General features: G+C 71.6%; 3 protein-coding genes. All 3 read left to right on the top strand.

All coding sequences use genetic code 11. From position 1 onward, the window contains the following. The first annotated feature begins 2 nt into the window (after nucleotides 1–2). Complete coding sequence (locus D7V93_RS00920) at nucleotides 3–3530, top strand: type I polyketide synthase (RefSeq protein WP_244237044.1); 3528 nt, start codon at nucleotides 3–5, stop codon at nucleotides 3528–3530. Continuing rightward, nucleotides 3527–8143 (top strand): MupA/Atu3671 family FMN-dependent luciferase-like monooxygenase, encoded by a 4617-nt coding sequence (locus D7V93_RS00915; protein WP_120641511.1) that lies wholly within the window; start codon nucleotides 3527–3529, stop codon nucleotides 8141–8143. Before D7V93_RS00920 ends, D7V93_RS00915 begins: the two co-directional genes overlap by 4 nt. Nucleotides 8144–8323: 180 nt before the next feature. Beyond that, on the top strand, nucleotides 8324–18533 hold a 10210-nt coding region (locus tag D7V93_RS00910), incomplete at its 3' end, for a non-ribosomal peptide synthetase (protein WP_120641510.1).

Below are 18533 nucleotides of genomic sequence, written 5' to 3'. Positions count from 1 at the left end.
ACATGGACAAGCGCGCCGTGCTGAAGGCCCTGGAGTCCGGCGAGATATCGCTCGAGCAGGCTCGCGCCGCGCTGGAGCGCATCCTGACCGCGGAGCGCCGCGGCGCCGCGACGGATGAACGCCCCGCGCCCGCGGCGTCCGAGCGGGCGCCAGCGGGCACCGATATCGCCATCATCGGCATGTCGGGGCGCTTCCCGGGCGCGGAAGACGTCGCCGCCCTGTGGAGCTGTCTCGCCTCCGGACGGACGAGCGTCTCCCGGGCACCGACGGATCGCGGCTGGGACATCCGCGACTACTTCGACCCCAAGCCCCAGACGCCGGGCAAGACGTACGTCGACAAGGGGGCGTTCCTCGAGGGCATCGACCGCTTCGACCCCCTCTTCTTCGGCATCTCGCCGCGCGAGGCGGCGCTCATGGACCCCGCCGCGCGGCTGTTCCTGCAGGAGTCCTGGCGCGCCATCGAGGACGCAGGCTATGCGCCGGGCCGCATCAGCGGGCAGAGCTGGGGCGTGTTCGCCGCGGTCAAGGGCGACTACGAGGCCTACATCCAGCGCGAGAACGAGACGTACTTCGTCGGAACGGAGTCGTTCAGCGCCGCGCGGCTGTCCTACCTGCTGAACCTGGTCGGCCCCGCGGTGAGCGTGGATACCGCGTGCTCGTCGAGCCTGATGGCGATCGCGCTCGCGTGCGACAGCCTGGTGCTCGGCAACTGCGACGTCGCGGTGGCGGGCGGAGCGAGCGTCTACAGCACGCCGACGACGCTGATTTCGTCGAGCCAGTCGCTCCTCTTCTCGCCCGACGCGCGCTGCTACGCGTTCGACGACCGCGCGAATGGCACCGTGCTGGGCGAAGCGGTCGCGGCCATCGTCCTCAAGCCGCTGCGGGACGCGGAGCGTGACAAGGACGCGATCCTCGGTGTCATCAAGGGCTGGGGCACCAACCAGGACGGGAAGACCAACGGAATCACGGCGCCCAGCATGCGCTCCCAGGCGCGCCTCCAGTCGTCGGTCTACCGCCGGTTCGGCATCGACCCGGAGCGCATCACGCTGCTCGAGGCGCACGGCACCGGCACCAAGCTCGGAGACCCCATCGAGGTCCAGGCCCTGACGGAGTCATTCCGCGAGTTCACCGGGAAGACCTCGTTCTGCGCGCTCGGAACGGCCAAGCCCAACATCGGCCATACGTTCTTCGCCTCGGGCGTCGCGGGCGTCATCAAGGTCCTCCTGTGCATGCAGCACGGGCGGATTCCCCCCAGCATCAACTTCGCGTCGGTCAACGAGCACATCGCGCTGGCGGAGAGCCCGTTCTACGTCAATACGGAGCTGGCCTCGTGGAACCCGGGCGGCGGCACGCCCCGGTGCGCCGCGGTGAGCGCGTTCGGGCTGGCCGGAACCAACGCCCACGTGGTCATCGAGGAGTACCGGCGGCCCCCTGCCAGGGGCGGGCGCGCCGCCGAGGAGGCGATGGTGTTTCCGCTCTCCGCGCGCGACCCGGAGCGCCTGCATGAGTACGCGGAGCGGCTGGTGCGCTTCCTCGCGCGCGACGACTCGGACGGGGGGCTCCGCGAGGTTGCGTCCACACTCCAGAGGGGACGGGTGGCGCTCGACGAGCGGCTGGCCGTGGTCGCGCGCTCGCGGCGCGAGCTGGTGCAGGCGCTCGAGGCATTCCTCGCCGGAGACAAGGACGCCGCTGGCGTCATCCGCGGGCGGGCTGCGCGCGGCGGCGCGAATGCTCCGGCGCTGGCCGGCGACCTTACGGGCGTCGCGCGAGCGTGGACGCAGGGAGCCGAGGTCGACTGGCAGCAACTGTGGCGGGGCGACCCGCCGGGCACGGCCCACCTGCCGACGTATCCGTTCGCGCGGGAGTCCTGCTGGTTCCCGGTGCGAGGCTTCGGCGCCAGGCCGCGCACAGGGGACGCGTCCGCCGCTACAGCCGCGGAGGCGGTCGAGCTGCAGGCGCTCGAGGTCTCGTCGGCGAAGCAGTGGCTGTGCTTCACCGAGCAGTGGGGCGCGCAGCGCTCGGAGCGCTCGCCGATCGACTGGATGGAGCTCCGGCGCCGCCTTGGCGAACCACGGGTCCTCGTCATCGGCGGTGACGAGGCGGTCCACGCCGCGATTCGCGACCCTCTTGCCCGGGCGTTCAGCGACGCCTCGTTGCCAGCTCCCACCGTGGAGCGCCTCACGCCCTCGGCTCCCGAAGAGCTCGACGGCTGGCTGCGCCGGCGCGAGGCACCTCATGCGGTCTTCCTCTTCTTGACGGACAGGGAGCCCCAGGACCGGCTGCGCGCCGTGCTCGGGTGCTGCCGCGCCTTGTCGCTGCACTGCTACGAGCACCCCATCGACGTCTTTGTCTGCCTCGAGGACGGCGGCGAGCGCCTGGAGGTGCACGGCGAGGCCCTGTCGGGGTTGCTGCGCTCGGCGTCGCTGGAGAGCGCGAATCACCGTTACCACTGGGTCCAGCACGCGGCGGGCGGGCCGGCGGTGCGCGGCGGTGAGCTCGCCGCCGAATGGCTGAGCGCGTGCAGCCGTCCGGAGGCGGCGCGCCCTGCCCCGCTGGTTCGCTACCGGGAAGGGCTCCGCCTCGCCACGACGTACCGGGAAGCGCAGTCGATTCCGGTGACGCCCACCGAGCGCCGCTTCCGGCCCGATGGCACGTACCTGGTCGTCGGCGGGCTCGGTGAGGTGGGCCGGCGCCTGTGCATCGAGATTGGCAGGAAGTACCGACCGACGCTGGTGCTGGTTTCGCGGCGAGCGCATGACCCGGAGGTCGAGCGCACACTCGAGGAGCTGCGCGCCACCGGGGCGCGGGCGCTGTGGTTCTCGGCGGACATCACGGACCGCGACTCCATGTCGCGCGCCTTCGCTGACATCAAGCGAGCGGTGCCGCGAATCGACGGCGTGCTGCACCTGGCACGCGCCGTCGACGACGGGCTCATCGTGAGCAAGACGCCGGAGGCTTTCGCGCGGACCATCGCCGCGAAGGTCGCGGGGACGGAGCTGGTCGACCTCGTCACAAAGGACGAGCCGCTCGACTTCTTCGTGATGTTCTCCTCGATGGCGTCGTTCGGGCTCCGGGGCTCGTCCGACTACGCCTATGCCTGCGCGTTCCAGAACGCGTTCGCACGGCTCCGCAACCGCATGCGTGATCGCGGCGAACGGAGCGGTGACGCGCTCGCGTTGTGCTGGGGACAGTGGGACGCCGACAAGTACGTCAGCGCCGAGCGGCGCAACGAGCTGAAGGCTTCCGGCCTCGACCTCATCGATGCGCCGTCCGCCTTGCGCGTCATCGAGGCGTGCATGAACAGCGCGGACGGCGTCCTGGGTTTCACCGCTGTCACGGACAAGGACAAGGCGCGCGGCATGCTCGCCGGCCGCGCCGCGCCCCGGCGGGATGCGCCGTCTCAGAACGCGGTGGCCCTGGATCCGCGGCTGCCCGGGCTGCGCAAGGCGCTGGAGACATTGTCGTACGAGCAGCTGCTGGACCTTCATTCGGCCGCGGTCGCCGCGCAGCAGACACGGAGCGGACGATGAATCCTTCAACGGTCGCCGAGACGGTCGAAGCCAGGCTGCGGGAAGTTCTCGGAGCAGCCCCCTCGCTGCGAATCGATCCGAACGACACCTTCGACCGGTACGGGCTGGACTCGATCGCCGCGTTCAGGCTGTCGCGACTCCTCGGAACGGCACTCGGCCTCGAGGTCGAGGTGCGCGCCGTCGCCGAGCGCCCGACGATTGCATCGCTGACGTCATTCCTCGTGGCGGCACTGGAGCAGCATGGCGGCAGTCCCGGCCCTTCGCCCGAGGCGGCTCCGCGCGCGACAGGCGCGCAGCCCGCGCCCTCCAACGCGACCGTGCCAGAGACCCGCCCTCGCGCCGAGGCCGTGCAGGGGCCGCCCGCGAGGTCCATGCTGATTGACGAGCTGCTCTCCGCCTTCTCGCGCTCGCCGCAGCTGCTCGACGCGCTGTCAGCGCGCCTGGGCGCCGCGCCCGCTCCATCGGTCCGGGAGCCCCCCGTCACCTCCGCTCCGTGGAGCGCGGAGTCGCTGGGCTTCAGCTTCATCTTCTTCTCCACCACGGGCCAGCGGGAGCTCGCCTCGAAGTACGGCTACGTCACGCAGGTCGCGAAGTACGCCGACGCCCACGGCTTCGAGGCGCTGTGGATTCCGGAGCGCCACTTCCTGCCGTTCGGCGGCAGCTTCCCCGACCCGGCCATTCTCCTCTCCCACATCGCCGCCGAGACGAAGCGGATCCGGCTGCGCTCCGGCAGCGTGGTCCTGCCGCTCCATCACCCCGCGCGCGTCGCGGAGTCGTGGGCCATGCTCGACAACCTGTCGGGCGGCCGTGTCGACATGGCGTTCGCCAGCGGGTGGAATCCGAACGACTTCATCCTCTCGCCGGACACCTACGCGACCATGCGGCAGACCTGGGTCGAGCGGATGGCGCTCGTCCGGCGGCTGTGGCGCGGCGAGTCCGTCGAGTTCCGGAATGGGAAGGGAGAGGCGAAGTCGGTCGCCATCTACCCGCGCCCCGTTCAACCGGACCTGAACGTCTGGATGACCGTCACCAGCAAGCCGGAGAGCTTCATCGAGGCGGGCAGGAACGGCTACAACATCCTCACCATGCTCCAGAGCCGCTCGGTCGAGCAGCTCCGCGATGAGATTGCCTCGTACCGGCGCGCCCGCCAGGAGAACGGGTTCGACCCCGACACGGGCCGCGTCACCTTGATGCTCCACAGCTACGTCCACCCGGACGCCGGCCAGGTGCGGCGCACCGTCGAGGCGCACTTCCTTTCGTACATCGAGAGCGGCCTTCGCGGCCACATCGAGCGGATGGAGAAGAAGCCCACGGAGCAGGAGATCCGCCAGATCGCGGAGCACTCCTTCCACCACCAGTATCAGCACAGCGCCCTGTTCGGTGACGTCGAGCACTGCGTCGCCGTCGCGCACAAGATGCGCGCGGCAGGCGTGAATGAGATCGCGTGCCTCGTCGACTTCGGGCCGAGCGAGGAGGAGATCTACGGGACGCTGCCGTTCATCCGCGAGGTGATGGCGCGCGTCAACACGGGCCGCGCGGTGGAGCCGCTGGCTCCGAGCCCCCGGCCCGCTGTCAGCGAGCCGGCACGTGCAGAGCTCCGGCGCGCTCCGGAGAGCACGCCGCGCCCGGCGCCGGAGTACGCCATCATCGGGATGTCGGGGCGGTACCCGGAGGCCCGCACACTGAGCGAGTTCTGGGACAACCTGGTGAACAACCGGAACGCGATCCGCAAGCTCGATGCGGCGCGGCTGGCCGACATGCCGCCCGGTGCCGCCGTGGAGAACCGGCACTTCGGGCTGCTCGACGGCGTCTATCGCTTCGATGCGGCGTTCTTCGGCCTGTCGGAGCGAGAGGCGGAGCTCATGGATCCGCACATGCGCATCCTCCTCGAGGAGGTGTGGCTGTGCATCGAGAACGCCGGCTATTCACCCAGGGAGCTGGCGGGGAGCCGGACGGGCATCTTCGTCTCCTTCTACAACTACGAGTACAGCGAGCTGCTCGACGGGCTGTCGGTTGAAGCGTCGAGCGAGCCCTACCTCGCGACGGCGACGGCCGGCACCATCATGGCCAATCGCATCTCGTACCTGCTGGGGCTGCGCGGGCCGAGTGAGGTCTACAACACGGCGTGCTCCAGCGGCCTCGTGGCGGTCCACCGGGCGGTGCAGGCCATCGCGGCGGGCGACTGCGATCAGGCCATCGTCGCGGGCGTGAACCTGCTGCTCACGGGGCGCCGCGTCCGGGCCCTCTCGCGAATGGGCATCCTGAGCGAGGGCGGCGTGTGCAACCCCTACTCCCACCCCGCCAACGGAGAGATCCTCGGTGAGGGCGCCGGCGCCCTCTGGCTCAAGCCGCTCCGCGACGCGGTCGCGCACCGCGACTTCGTGTACTCCGTCATCTGCGGCACTGACGTGGGCCATCCAGGCCGGGCGTCCGGCAGCCTGACCATGCCGTCCGCCGAGGCGCTCGCGGAGCTGATGGCGAAGACGTACCAGCGGCTCCAGGTCGACGGCAGCCGCATCTCCTATATCGAGGGCCACGGCTCGGGCAACGCCACCGATGTCGTCGAGCTGGTCGCGTTCCAGAAGCTGCTGGGAACGCTGGGCGGCGCGAAGGGCAAGGTGCCCGTCGGTTCGGTCAAGTCGAACATCGGCTTCGGGGAGGCCTCGGGCGGAATCGCCCAGGTGACCCGGTGCGCGCTGTCGCTGAGCCATGGGCTCATTCCGGCAACGCTCCATTTCGAGCGCACCGACCCCAGCTTCGCCATCGACGCATCCCCCATCACGGTCCCGACGTCCAACACGCCCCTCGAACAGGGCTCCTCCGGACGTCACTACATGAGCAGCGTCGCCTACGGATTGGGCGGGACCTGCGCGCACGTGGTGATGCGCGACCACGAGCACGGCGCCATGGCTGGGGCGGGCAAGTCCTGGGATGGGGAGGTCCCGCTGCCGTTCTCGGCGCGGACGCCCGAGCTGCTCGTGGATTACGTTCAGCGCATCGCGGCACGGCTCCGTGACCCCACCACCCGGCGGCACTACGAGCGGCTGTGCGGCAGCGAGCGCGCGCTGCTCGAGTCCCTGTCGTCGACGCTGGCGCCGCGGGAGCGCAACGAGGCGTACCGCGTGGTCTTCCTGGCACGATCGCTCTCCGACCTCCTGCACGCGTTCGACGCGTTCGCGCACGGCGAGGAGCGCAACGACATCGTCACGCCTCGCGGCGGCCTGCCGTCGCACGACTTCCGCGCCCTCGGCGATGTCTGCGTCGAGCGGCGGCTCGCGCGCGAGCTCGCGGTCCTGTGGGTGTCCGGGGCCGAGGTCTCCTGGACGAAGCTGCGTGACGGCATGGCCCAGAAGCTCCCGCTCCCACCCGCACCGCTCGCGGGCAAGTGGCTCCGCCTGGCGAGGAAGGACGCGGCCGCGGATGGCCCCGCGCTCGAGAAGAGGCTCCTGGTCACCCGGGAGCCGGAGGGGGTCGTCGTCGAGCTGCCGATCCGCGTTGACGATTACTTCATCGCGCAGCACATCGTGGATGGCAGGCCCATCATGCCCGCGACCGGGTACCTCGGCCTGCTGTCGATGATTGTGCGCACCGTGTTCGAGCGTGGCCAGCCGGTGCTGCGGGACGTCACCTGGCTCGCGCCCTTCGAGGTGACGGAAGAGCCGGTCCTCCTGCGCATCGAGTTCACGGCCAAGGGGCGCTTTCGCGCCTATCGCCGGCAGGGCGTCGCCACGAGCCTGTGCTGCTCGGGCCGGATGGACCTGGCGGGGGAGGAGCCGGCGGCGCTCGACAGGCAGCTGGATCCGCCAGCGCTCACGGACGCGAAGGCGGTCGTCGATGCGGACGCCTACTGGCGCGTCGCGGATTCGGTGACGTCGAAGCAGCAGCACGGTCCGCTCATGCGCCGGATCGAAAGCATCCAGCGCGTGGGGGACAGCCTCGTGGGCGTCATGAGCCCCGTCCCGGTGCCCGTGCCGCTGCCAGACATCGCGCTCCTCGATTCGGCCCTGGGCGTGACCCTGGCATTCGGAATCGAAGCGGGGGAAACCTCGGGGGCGGCGCTGGCGTTCACCCTCGAGGAGCTCCACTCCGTGCGGCCGTTCCCGACGAGCGGGGCCCTCTACGCGGTGGCCAGGAGGCGTGCCGGAGCGGAGGGGACCTTTGATATCTCGATCGAGGACGAGGCCGGCGTGTGCTCGCTGCTCCGTGGCTTCTCGGCCCGGTCCTTCGAGGGCTTCCAGCGCCGCCGCAACACGCTCGAGGCCAGCCCTCCACGACCCGCCATCGAGCACGCGGTGGAGAGTGCGCAGGTGGAGGGGGCCTGGACGCCCGAGGGCGAGGTCTCGCTCAAGCTGAAGAAGCTGATTGCCGCCTTCCTCAAGGTGGACGCGGCGTCGATTCCGGAGCTGGAGGTGCTGGAGTCGCTGGGGCTGGACTCCATCGCGGTGCATGAGCTCGCGGCACAGGCAGGCGACGTGCTCGGCATCGAGCTGCCGGTGGCGGTCATGTACCAGGGCCGATGCGTGCGCGATATCTCCCGACTCCTCGTCGACAAGCACGGCCACGTGCTGTCGACGCCGGGCAACGGCCATGGCAGCCCGGAGCAGGCGAACTAGTCCGGTGGAGTGCCAATTCGCGGCTCGGAGGCCGGCAGCGCGCGCAAGGCCTCTGTTCCAGACTTAAGTCTGGAATTTCCGTAATCTGCGTTCTCACCGGTGCCGGCCACGATCCGGGCCAGGCCATGCATGGGGTTCCCAGGGATGATGTTGTCCGCGCCTGCCATTGGTGTCTCGACGTTGCTCGACCTCCTCGCGGAGCGCACGGAGCAGCGGCCCCACGCCCCCCTCTTCACCCTTGTCGGGGATGAAGAGGGCGAGCAGGAGATCATGGACAGGGCCACCCTGCAGCGGCGCGCACAGGGTATCGCTGCCGTCCTCCAGCAGCAGGCGGCGCCCGGCGAGCGGGCCGTGCTGCTCTACCCACCGGGGTTGGAGTACGTGGCTGGATTCTTCGGCTGCATGGCGGCGGGGCTTGTGGCGGTGCCCGCCTATCCGCCGGATCCGCTCCGCCTGGAGCGCACGCTGCCGCGCCTGCAGGCCATCATCCAGGACGCCCAGGCCACGGTGGTGCTCACCACCTCCTTCATCGCGTCCATGGCGGAGACCCTCTGCGAGTCGGCTCCGGAGCTGCGGGCCTTGCGCTGGGTGGCGACGGACGCGCTCCCGGAGGGCGTGGAGGACGGCTGGCGGTCCCCGGCGCTGCGGGAGGACTCGCTGGCCTTCCTCCAGTACACCTCGGGCTCCACCGGCACGCCGAAGGGCGTGGAGCTGACCCACGGCAACCTGCTGCACAACCTCCGCCTCATCCACGGCGCGTTCCGCATGCGCGAGGACAGCGCGGGCGTCATCTGGCTGCCGCCCTACCATGACATGGGGCTCATTGGCGGCATCCTCGGCACGCTGCACGGGGGCTTCGCCACCACGCTCATGTCGCCGCTGACCTTCCTGCGGCGCCCCATGCGCTGGCTGGAGACGCTCTCCCGCACGGGGGGGACCATCAGCGGCGGGCCCAACTTCGCCTTCGACCTGTGCGTGCGCAAGTCCACCCCCGAGCAGCGCGAGGCGCTGGACCTGAGCCGCTGGGAGGTGGCGTTCTGTGGCGCCGAGCCCATCCGCCCCGAGACGCTGGACCGCTTCGCCGAGGCCTTCGCCCCCGCGGGCTTCCGCCGCGAGGCCCTCTACGCCTGCTATGGCCTGGCCGAGGGCACACTCATCGTCTCGGGCGCCGCGGCGGGCACTCCGCCCGTGGTGCAGGCGCTGGACGTGGACCGGCTCCTCGAGGGGCGCGCCGTGCCCGCCGAGCCCGGACAGGCGGAGACCCGGTCGCTGGTGGGCTGCGGACGGGCGCTGGAAGATCAGGACCTCATCGTCGTGAACACCGGGACGCTCCGCCCGTGCGCCCCCGGTGAGGTGGGGGAGGTCTGGGTGAAGGGGCCCAGCGTGGCCCGGGGCTACTGGAACCATCCCGAGGAATCACAGCGCGTCTTCCAGGCGCGCACCGCCACCGGCGAAGGGCCCTTCCTGAGGACGGGTGACCTGGGCTTCCTGCGGGCGGACCAGGAGCTGTTCGTCACCGGCCGGCTCAAGGACCTCATCATCATCCGTGGCCGCAACCACCACCCGCAGGACATCGAACTGACCGCGGAGCAGGCCAGCCCCGCGCTGCGGCCCGGGTGCGGCGCGGCGTTCTCCGTGGAGGTGGACGGCGAGGAGCGTCTGTCCATCGTGTACGAGGTGGACCGGCGCCGGCAGGAGCACCTGCCCATCGAAGACGTGGCCCGCGCGGTCGCACAGCACGTGGCCGAGCACCATGAGCTCCAGTTGCACACGCTCACGCTCATCGAGCCGGGCAGTCTGCCCAAGACGTCCAGCGGCAAGATCCAGCGTCGGGCGAGCCGCTCGGCGCTGCAGGCTGGCGAGCTGCCGGTGGTGAGCACCTGGAGCGCACGGTCCGGGGCAGGCTCGGCCGCGGCCACGCAGTCGCCGCTCCCCGAGGAGGCCGCCCCGGCCGCCGCCACCCTGGAGGCGCTCGAGGACTGGCTGCATGCACGGCTCGCCCGGAGGTTCCAGGTGGCTCCCGAGCGGCTGGAACGGAGTGAGCCGCTCACGCGCCATGGCCTGGACTCGCTGGGAGCCGTGGAGCTGAGCCACGACGTGGAGCGGGCGCTGGGCGTTGCGCTCCCCATGGAGGTGCTGCTGAGCGGCCCCTCCGTCCGGGAGCTGGCGGCGCGGCTCCACGAGTCGCGGGCGCAGCAGGCGGCCCCGTCGCTGCCGCCCCTGGTCCCCGCGACATCGCGCGAGGAGCAGGCGCTGTCCTTCGCGCAGCAGCGGCTGTGGTTCCTTGATCAGCTCGCGCCGGGGGAGGCCCACTACCACATCGCCGCGGCCGTGCGGCTGGAAGGGCCGGTGGACACGGCGGCGCTCGAGCGCGTCTTCACCGAGGTGGTGCGCCGCCATGAGTCGCTGCGCACCACCTTCCGCTCCGACGCGGGGAAGCCCGTGCAGGTGCTCCATCCGGACGCGCGCCTCGAGCTGTCCCAGAGGGATCTGTCCGGACTGAGCGCCGCGGACTGGGAGGCGGGCGTGCAGGACCGAGCCTCCCAGGAGGCCCGGCGCCCCTTCGACCTGACACGGGGCCCGCTGCTGCGCGCCACCCTGCTGCGGCGCTCGGATACCGAGCATGTGCTGGTGCTGGTGATCCACCACATCGTGTCGGACGGTGGGTCCATGGGCGTGCTGGTGCGCGAGGTGAGCGCGCTCTACTCGGCCTTCGTCGAGGGACGCCCCGCGCTGCTTGCGCCGCTGCCCGTGCAGTACGCGGACTACGCGCGCTGGCAGCGGGAGTGGCTGCGAGGCGAGGTGCTCGAGGCGCAGCTGGCGTACTGGCGGCGGCAGCTGGCCGGCGTGCCCCAGGCGCTGGACCTGCCCACCGACAGGCCCCGCCCGCCCATGCAGGGCTTGAGGGGCGCGGCCGTCCCGGTGCGGTTGTCCCGGGAGCGCTGGGACGCCCTGAAGGCCCTGGCGCGCGACGAGGGGGTCACCCCCTTCATGCTGTTGCTGGCCGCCTTCCAGGTGCTGCTGCACCGCTACTCGGGTCAGGAGGACTTCTGCGTCGGCACGCCCATCGCCGGCCGGCCCCGCCCCGAGCTGGAGGGCCTCATCGGCTTCTTCGTCAACACGCTGGTGCTGCGCGCGCGGGTGGAGCGCCCCCTCTCCTTCCGGGAGCTGCTGGGCCGGGTGCGCCAGGCGACGCTGGAGGCCTACGCGAACCAGCATGTCCCGTTCGAGCGGCTGGTGGAGGAGCTGCGCCCGGAACGCGACACGAGCCGCTCGCCCCTCTTCCAGGTGATGCTCGCGCTGCTGCCGGACCCGCTCTCCGACGCCGCCCTCGCGGGCGTGTCGCTGCGGGCGCTGGAGCTGGAGGACCACACCTCCCGGTTCGACCTCGAGCTGTCCCTCACCGAGTCCGCGCAGGGACTCTCCGGCACGCTCGGCTACAGCACCAGCCTGTTCGAGCCCGGGACGGTGGCCCGCATGGTCGGCCACCTGGACGTGCTGCTCGGCGAGATTCTCGCCCGGCCCGGTCAGCCCATTGGCGAGCTGTCCCTGCTTCCTCCGGCCGAGCGCCAGCAGGTGCTGGTGGACTTCAATGCCACCGCCGCCCGCTTCCCACGGGAAGCCTGCGTCCACCACCTCTTCGAGCAGCAGGTCTCCCTGCGCCCGGAAGCCATCGCTATCGAGTTCGGCGAGCAGCGGTTCACCTACGGCGAGCTGGAGCGGCGGGCCGGAGCGCTGGCGCGCAGGCTGCGGACGCTTGGCGTGGGGCCCGAGGTGGTGGTGGGCCTGCACGCGGAGCGCTCACTGGAGCTGGTCGTGGGCATGCTGGCCATCCTCAAGGCCGGGGGCGCCTACGTGCCGCTGGACCCTGCCTATCCGGAGGAGCGGCTGGCGTGGATGCTCGAGAACTCGGGCGCTCCGGTGGTCCTCACCCAGCGGCACCTGAAGGTGCCCGGCGTCTCGCGCCCAGTCCAGGAGGTGCTGCTGGAGGACCTGGCCGTCGCGGAGCCGCGCGTGGAGGAAGCGCCCTCCGGAGCGGGGCCGGACACCCTGGCCTACGTCCTCTACACGTCGGGCTCCACGGGCCGGCCCAAGGGCGTGATGGTGCCCCACCAGTCCGTGGCCAACTTCTTCCACGCCATGGACGCGCGCGTGGGCGCGCAGCCCGCGGGGACGTGGCTGGCCGTGACGAGCGTCTCGTTCGACATCTCCGTCCTGGAGTTGCTCTGGACGCTGGCGCGCGGCTTCAAGGTGGTGCTGCCGGAAGGCTCCCAGGCCGAGGCGCTGCACCCCGCGTCACTCGCCGGACTGGTGCGCCGTCACGCGGTGACGCACCTGCAGTGCACGCCGTCCCTGGCGGCGGCGTTGGTGCTGGAGCCGCAATCCCGGCAGGCGCTCTCGGGCCTGCGCCGGCTGCTGGTGGGTGGCGAGGCGCTGCCGGTGCCCCTGGCCGCGCAGCTGGCCCGCGCGGTGCCCGAGGGCGCCGTGCTCAACATGTACGGCCCCACGGAGACCACCGTCTGGTCCTCCTCGCACCGCGTGGAAGCGCAGGAGGGGCCCGTCCCCATCGGCACCCCCATCGCCAACACCTCGCTGTACGTGCTGGACGAGCGGCTGCAGCCGGTGCCCCTGGGCGTGCCCGGTGAGCTGTACATCGGCGGGCTGGGCGTGGTGCGCGGCTACCTCGCCCGGCCGGAGCTCACCGCGGAGCGCTTCCTGCCGGACTCCTTCTCGCACCGGCCCGGTGCGCGCATGTACCGTACCGGCGACCTGACGCGCTGGCGCATGAATGGGACGATGGAGTTCCTGGGCCGCGCCGACTTCCAGGTGAAGGTGCGCGGCTTCCGCATCGAGTTGGGCGAGGTGGAGGCCGTGCTCGGCCAGCACCCGGGCCTTCAGCAAGCGGTGGTGGTGGCGCGTGAGGTTGCCCCCGGAGACCGGAGGCTGGTGGCGTACGTGGTGCCGCGGACGGGCCAGTCCGTGGACGTGGAGTCCCTGCGGCAGCAGGCCCGGGCGCGGCTGCCCGAGTACATGGTGCCCTCCCTCTTCGTCACCCTGGAGGCCCTGCCGCTCACGCCCAACCGCAAGGTGGACCGCAAGGCGCTGCCCGCCCCCACCGGGGCGCGCCCCGAGCTGCAGCGGACCTTCGTGGCGCCCGCCACGGCCACGGAGGAGCGGCTGGCCCAGCTCTGGGCCGAGGTGCTGGGCGTCCAGCAGGTAGGGGCGGAGGACGGCTTCTTCGAGCTGGGCGGCCACTCACTGCTGGCCACCCAGGTGGTGGCCCGCGTCCGCGCGCACTTCGGCGTCGAGCTGCCGCTGCGCAGCCTCTTCGAAGCACCCACCGTGCGAGCCATCGCCGCGAGGCTGGAGGCGGCGCTCCAGGCCGGTGGCGCCACCGAGGTTCCGCCGCCCATGCGGGCGGACCGGAGCGGCCCGCTGCCCTTGTCATTCGCACAGCAGCGCCTGTGGTTCCTGGAGCAGCTCGAGCCGGGCCAGGCCACGTACCACCTGCCCGTCGCCCTGCGCCTGAGCGGTGACCTGCGGGTGGACGTGCTGGAGCGGTGCTTCACGGAGGTCGTGCGCCGTCACGAGTCGCTGCGCACCACCTTCGGCTCCGAGGACGGACACCCGGTCCAGCGCATCCAGCCGCCGGCCCCGCTGCCACTGGAGGTGGTGGACCTGACGGCGCTGCCCCTGGGACAGCGCGAGGAAGAGGCCTGGCATCTGGCCCAGCGGGAGGCGACGCGTCCGTTCTCCCTGGCTCGGGGCCCGCTGCTGCGTACGTCCCTGGTGAAGCTGGGGGAGCAGGACCACCTGCTGCTGCTGACGATGCACCACATCGTCTCGGACGGCTGGTCCATGGGCGTGCTGGTGCGGGAGATGGCCGCGCTCTACCCCGCGCTGTGCGAGGGCCGGGCCTCGCCGCTGCCGGAGCTGCCCGTGCAGTACGCGGACTACGCGGTGTGGCACCGCGAGTGGCTGCGCAGGCCCGAGCTGACGGAGCAGCTCGCCTGGTGGCGCCAGCAGTTGGAGGGCGCCCCCGGGGTACTGGAGCTGCCCACGGACCACGCCCGCCCGGCGTGGCAGAGCCACCGTGGCGCCCGGCTCCCCTTCCGGCTGTCGCGAGCCCAGACGGAGGCCGCCCGGGAGCTGGCCCTCCATGAGGGCGGCACGCTCTTCATGACGTTGCTGACCACCTTCCAGACACTCCTGTTCCGCCTGTCGGGCCAGGACGACGTGTCCGTGGGCACGCCCATCGCGGGCCGCTCCCGGCCGGAAGTGGAGGGGTTGATTGGCCTGTTCATCAACACCCTGGTGCTGCGCACGCGCGTGCGTGCCGACACGAGCTTCCGGGCCCTGCTCGCGCAGGTACGCGAGGTGGCGCTCGGCGCCTACCAACATCCGGACGTGCCCTTCGAGAAGCTGGTGGAGGAGCTGCGGCCGGAGCGCAACCGCAGCCACGCGCCGCTGTTCCAGGTGATGTTCATCCTCCAGCCCCGGGAGCGCTCCACGCCTCCCGTCCTGCCCGGCGTGCGAGTCACCCGGCAGGCGGTGGAGGCGGGCACCGCCATGTTCGACCTGACCCTCACGCTCAGCGAGACGGATCAGGGCCTGGAGGGCGCCTTCGAGTACAGCACGGACCTGTTCACCGCCCCCACCGTGGAGCGGTGGGCGGCGCGCTTCACCACGCTGCTGGAGGCGGCGTGCGCGGACCCGGACCAACTGCTGTCGCGGCTGCCCGTCCTGCCTGATCCCGAACGCCGTCAGCTCCTGGTGGAGTGGAACACCACGGGCTCGGACTTTCCGGCCGACTGTCTCCACCATCCCTTCGATGCCCTGGCCGCGCGGACTCCCGACGCGGTGGCGCTGATCTTCGGGGACGTGCAGCTCACCTACGGCGAGCTGGAGCAGCGGGCCGAAGCACTGGCGCGCAGGCTGCGGACGCTCGGCGTGGGGCCCGAGGTGGTGGTGGGCCTGCATGCGGAGCGCTCACTGGAGCTGGTCGTCGGCATGCTGGCCATCCTGAAAGCGGGTGGCGCCTACGTCCCGCTGGACCCTGCCTATCCGGAGGAGCGGCTGGCGTGGATGCTCGAGAATTCGGGCGCTCCGGTGGTCCTCACCCAGCGGCACCTGAAGGTGCCCGGCGTCTCGCGGCCCGTCCAGGCAGTGCTGCTGGAGGACCTGGCCGTCGCGGAGCCGCGCGCGGCGGAAGCGTCCTCCGGGGCGGGGCCGGACACCCTGGCCTACGTCCTCTACACGTCGGGCTCCACGGGCCGGCCCAAGGGCGTGATGGTGCCCCACCAGTCGGTGGCCAACTTCTTCCATGCCATGGACGCGCGCGTGGGCGCGCAGCCCGTGGGGACGTGGCTGGCCGTGACGAGCGTCTCGTTCGACATCTCCGTCCTGGAGCTGCTCTGGACGCTGGCGCGCGGCTTCAAGGTGGTGCTGCCGGAAGGCTCCCAGGCCGAAGCGCTGCACCCCGCGTCGCTCGCCGGACTGGTGCGCCGTCACGCGGTGACGCACCTGCAGTGCACGCCGTCCCTGGCGGCGGCGTTGGTGCTGGAGCCGCAATCCCGGCAGGCGCTCTCGGGCCTGCGCCGGCTGCTGGTGGGTGGCGAGGCGCTGCCGGTGCCCCTGGCCGCGCAGCTGGCCCGCGCGGTGCCCGAGGGCGCCGTGCTCAACATGTACGGCCCCACGGAGACCACCGTCTGGTCCTCCTCGCACCGCGTGGAAGCGCAGGAGGGGCCCGTCCCCATCGGCACCCCCATCGCCAACACCTCGCTGTACGTGCTGGACGAGCGGCTGCAGCCGGTGCCCCTGGGCGTGCCCGGTGAGCTGTACATCGGCGGGCTGGGCGTGGTGCGCGGCTACCTCGCCCGGCCGGAGCTCACCGCGGAGCGCTTCCTGCCGGACTCCTTCTCGCACCGGCCCGGTGCGCGCATGTACCGTACCGGCGACCTGACGCGCTGGCGCATGAATGGGACGATGGAGTTCCTGGGCCGCGCCGACTTCCAGGTGAAGGTGCGCGGCTTCCGCATCGAGTTGGGCGAGGTGGAGGCCGTGCTCGGCCAGCACCCGGGCCTTCAGCAGGCGGTGGTGGTGGCGCGCGAGGTCGCCCCCGGAGACCGGCGGCTGGTGGCGTACGTGGTGCCGCGGGCTGGCCAGTCCGTGGACGTGGAGTCGCTGCGGCAGCAGGCCCGGGCGCGGCTGCCCGAGTACATGGTGCCCTCCCTCTTCGTCACCCTGGAGGCCCTGCCACTCACGCCCAACCGCAAGGTGGACCGCAAGGCGCTGCCAGCCCCTACTGGAGCGCGCCCCGAGCTGCAGCGGACCTTCGTGGCGCCCGCCACGGCCACGGAGGAGCGGCTGGCGCAACTCTGGGCCGAGGTGCTGGGCGTCCAGCAGGTGGGGGCGGAGGACGGCTTCTTCGAGCTGGGCGGCCACTCGCTGCTGGCCACCCAGGTGGTGGCCCGCGTCCGCGCGCACTTCGGCGTCGAGCTGCCGCTGCGCAGCCTCTTCGAAGCGCCCACCGTGCGGGCCATCGCCGCGCGACTGGAGGCGGCGCTCCAGACCGGTGGCACCACCGAGATTCCGCCACCCATGCGAGCGGACCGGAGCGGCCCGCTGCCCTTGTCCTTCGCGCAGCAGCGCCTGTGGTTCCTGGAGCAGCTCGAGCCGGGCAGCAGCACCTACCACATCCACACGCCCCTTCGGCTCCAGGGCCCGCTGGACGTGGCCGCGCTCCAGCGGTGCTTCACGGAGGTCGTGCGCCGTCACGAGTCGCTGCGCACCACGTTCGCGGTCATCGACGGACAGCCCCTCCAGCGCATCCAGCCCGCGGCTCCGCTGCCGCTGGAGGTGGTGGACCTGACGGCGCTGCCCATGGGACAGCGCGAGGAAGAGGCACAGCGCCTGTCTCGCGAGGATGCCGCGCGGCCCTTCTCCCTGGAAAAGGGGCCGCTGCTGCGCACGTCCCTGGTGAAGCTGGGGGAGCAGGACCACCTGCTGCTGCTGACGATGCACCACATCGTCTCGGACGGCTGGTCCATGGGCGTGCTGGTGCGGGAGATGAGCGCCCTCTTCGCGGCGCACGCCCAGGGCAAGCCCTCCCCCCTGCCGGAGCTGCCCGTGCAATACGCGGACTACGCGGTGTGGCAGCGCGACTGGCTGCGCGGCGAGGTGCTGGAGCGACAGCTCAGCTACTGGAAGCAGCAGCTGGCCGGTGCGCCCCAGGTGCTCGAGTTCCCCACGGACAGGCCCTACCCGGCCGTCCCGTCCCACCGAGGGGCCATCCTGCCCGTGCGGCTGCCTCGCGCGCTCTCCGAGCAGCTCAAGCTGCTGGCGCAGCAAGAGGGGGCCACGCCCTTCATGTTGCTGCTGGCCGCCTTCCAGTCCCTGCTGCACCGCTACAGCGGCCAGGACGATCTCCTCGTCGGCTCTGCGATTGTCGGCCGTCGCTACGCCGAGCTCGAAGGCCTCATCGGCTTCTTCGTCAACACGCTGGTGCTGCGTGCCCGGATGGAGGACGCCCCGTCCTTCCGCGCGCTCCTGCGGCAGGTGAAGGGAACGACGCTGGGCGCCTATGCGCACCAGGACATCCCCTTCGAGAAGCTGGTGGAGGAGCTCAAGCCCCGGCGTGACCTGGGGCGCTCGCCCCTCGTGCAGGTCATGTTCGTCCAACAGAACGCCCCCGTGATGGAGGCGGGCCTGCCGGGCATCTCCTTGCGCCCCGTGGAGGCGGAGACGCAGGGCGCGCGGTTCGATCTCACCCTCAATCTGGGAGACGCGCCCGAGGGCTTCACGGGCACGCTGGTCTACAGCACGGACCTCTTCGAGCCCGCCACCGCCGCGCGGATGATGGCGCACCTGCAGGTGCTGCTCGAAGGCGCTCTGGCCTCACCTGACGCGCCACTGGCCTCACTGCCCCTGCTTCGTCAGGACGAGCGCCACCAGCTGCTGGTGCAGTGGAACGACACCGCCTCCGCCTTCCAGGGCGACGACTGCCTGCACCACCTCTTCGAGGCCCAGGTGCTGCGCACCCCCGACGCCCCCGCCGTCGTCTTCGAAGGCGCCTGCCTCTCCTTCCACCAGCTCAATGCCCGCTCCAACCAGCTGGCCTGGCACCTGCGCTCCCTCGGCGTCGGCCCCGACGTCCCCGTCGGCCTCTACCTCGAGCGCTCCGTCGACTCCCTCGTCGCCATTCTCGCCGTCCTCAAGGCCGGCGGCGCCTACGTCCCGCTCGACCCGGCCTACCCCCCGCGGCGTCTGGCTTTCATGCTCCAGGACTGCCAGGCCCCCGTCCTGCTCAGCCACTCCCACCTGGACACCTCCTGGCTGCCTTCCGGGCCCCGCCTCCTGGCGCTCGACGCGTCCTTCCCCGCCTCGCTTC

The sequence above is a fragment of the Corallococcus llansteffanensis genome (genome assembly GCF_003612055.1).
Lineage (GTDB): Bacteria > Myxococcota > Myxococcia > Myxococcales > Myxococcaceae > Corallococcus > Corallococcus llansteffanensis.
The sequence above is the reverse complement of the archived record's forward strand: the minus strand, read 5'-3'. Positions and strand labels throughout refer to the sequence as shown.

What these genes read in the sequence shown, in the direction of transcription:
- D7V93_RS00920 (WP_244237044.1), top strand. Translation starts at nt 3, where the DNA reads ATGGACAAGCGCGCCGTGCTGAAGGCCCTGGAGTCCGGCGAGATATCG.
- D7V93_RS00915 (WP_120641511.1), top strand. Translation starts at nt 3,527, where the DNA reads ATGAATCCTTCAACGGTCGCCGAGACGGTCGAAGCCAGGCTGCGGGAA.